Annotated in this window: 1 protein-coding gene; it reads left to right on the forward strand. The window is 42.1% G+C overall.

Translation table 11 applies throughout. The features are described 5' to 3' along the window. The coding region (locus A9G25_RS11365; RefSeq protein WP_065627012.1) for a VENN motif pre-toxin domain-containing protein at positions 1-1,146 on the forward strand (1,146 nt) is incomplete at both ends.

Genomic DNA, 1,146 nt, shown 5'->3' on the forward strand with positions numbered 1-1,146 from the left:
AATCATATAGACCGGATAAGAGCCGAATCCAAGGCAAAAGAAGCGGTTGAAAAGGAAAAAGAGAAAAGTAAAAACAAGGGACTAACAGAAGAAGAGCAACAAAAAATCTACGAAGACGCCTACAAAAAGGCGATGAACGAAGGCATGTCAGCGATGGGCAGTGACACCCGTCAAGGCATTGACATGGCGGTTAGCCTCATCAACGGCTTAATCAGTGGCGACATGACAGGGGCCGCCGCAGGGGCACTCGCGCCGAAGATAGCAACTATTATAAAACAGCATACGGAAGGTGATATAGTTGCCAATACTGTCAGCCATGCCATACTCGGTGCGGTGGTAGCCGAGCTGCAAGGCAACTCCGCCCTAGTGGGTGGCTTAGGTGCTGCTGCAAGTGAACGTGGTGCTGAGGTTATCATGGGTATTCTTTACCCAGGTAAAACAGTAGCGGAATTATCACAAGAAGAAAGACAACAAATCAGCGCCCTATCACAACTCGCCACAGGCCTTGCGATAGCCGCTGCCGGTGGTGATATTCAAGATGTGAATACTGGCGTTGCTGCGGGTAAAAATGCGGTTGAGAATAATTATTTAAATGTATCAGAAGATAAAAAGAGAAAAGATGCACAGGCCCAATTAGACCTAATTGAAAAAGGAATAATGATTGTTTCGGATGACCGAAAACAAGAACTACAAGGTCAAGTCGCTGTATTAAATGCTTTGGATGAGCAACGAAATGAAATTTTAAATACGGTTTGCCAGAATTTAAGTTCATTAGAATGCAGTGCAGCCAGAGCAGATCTACAAGCAGCATACGATAGTTATTTTAAAACGATCAAACCAGAAGATTATATAGCCTATAATGATGCTTATTCTAACTATACTAAGTACTATGATGGTTATAAACAAATATTGAGCCAGATAAACAAATTAGAAGGACAAGATCTTGCAGCTTTTAATGAATATAAAGCTCAGAATTTGTCAGAAGGTTTAGGGATTAGTATTGAATCTGCCCGGAACTTGATTAAATTTGATAACGCAATGCATTCGGCAGCAATAATTGCTTCAGCGGTTGTTGGTCAAAATAGTGTTAAATCTGCTGGAAAGGGAACGACACTCCCTAACGGTTATACTTCACAAGGAGCTAAT

The sequence above is a fragment of the Gilliamella sp. Bif1-4 genome (assembly GCF_001690535.1).
Lineage (GTDB): Bacteria > Pseudomonadota > Gammaproteobacteria > Enterobacterales > Orbaceae > Gilliamella > Gilliamella bombi.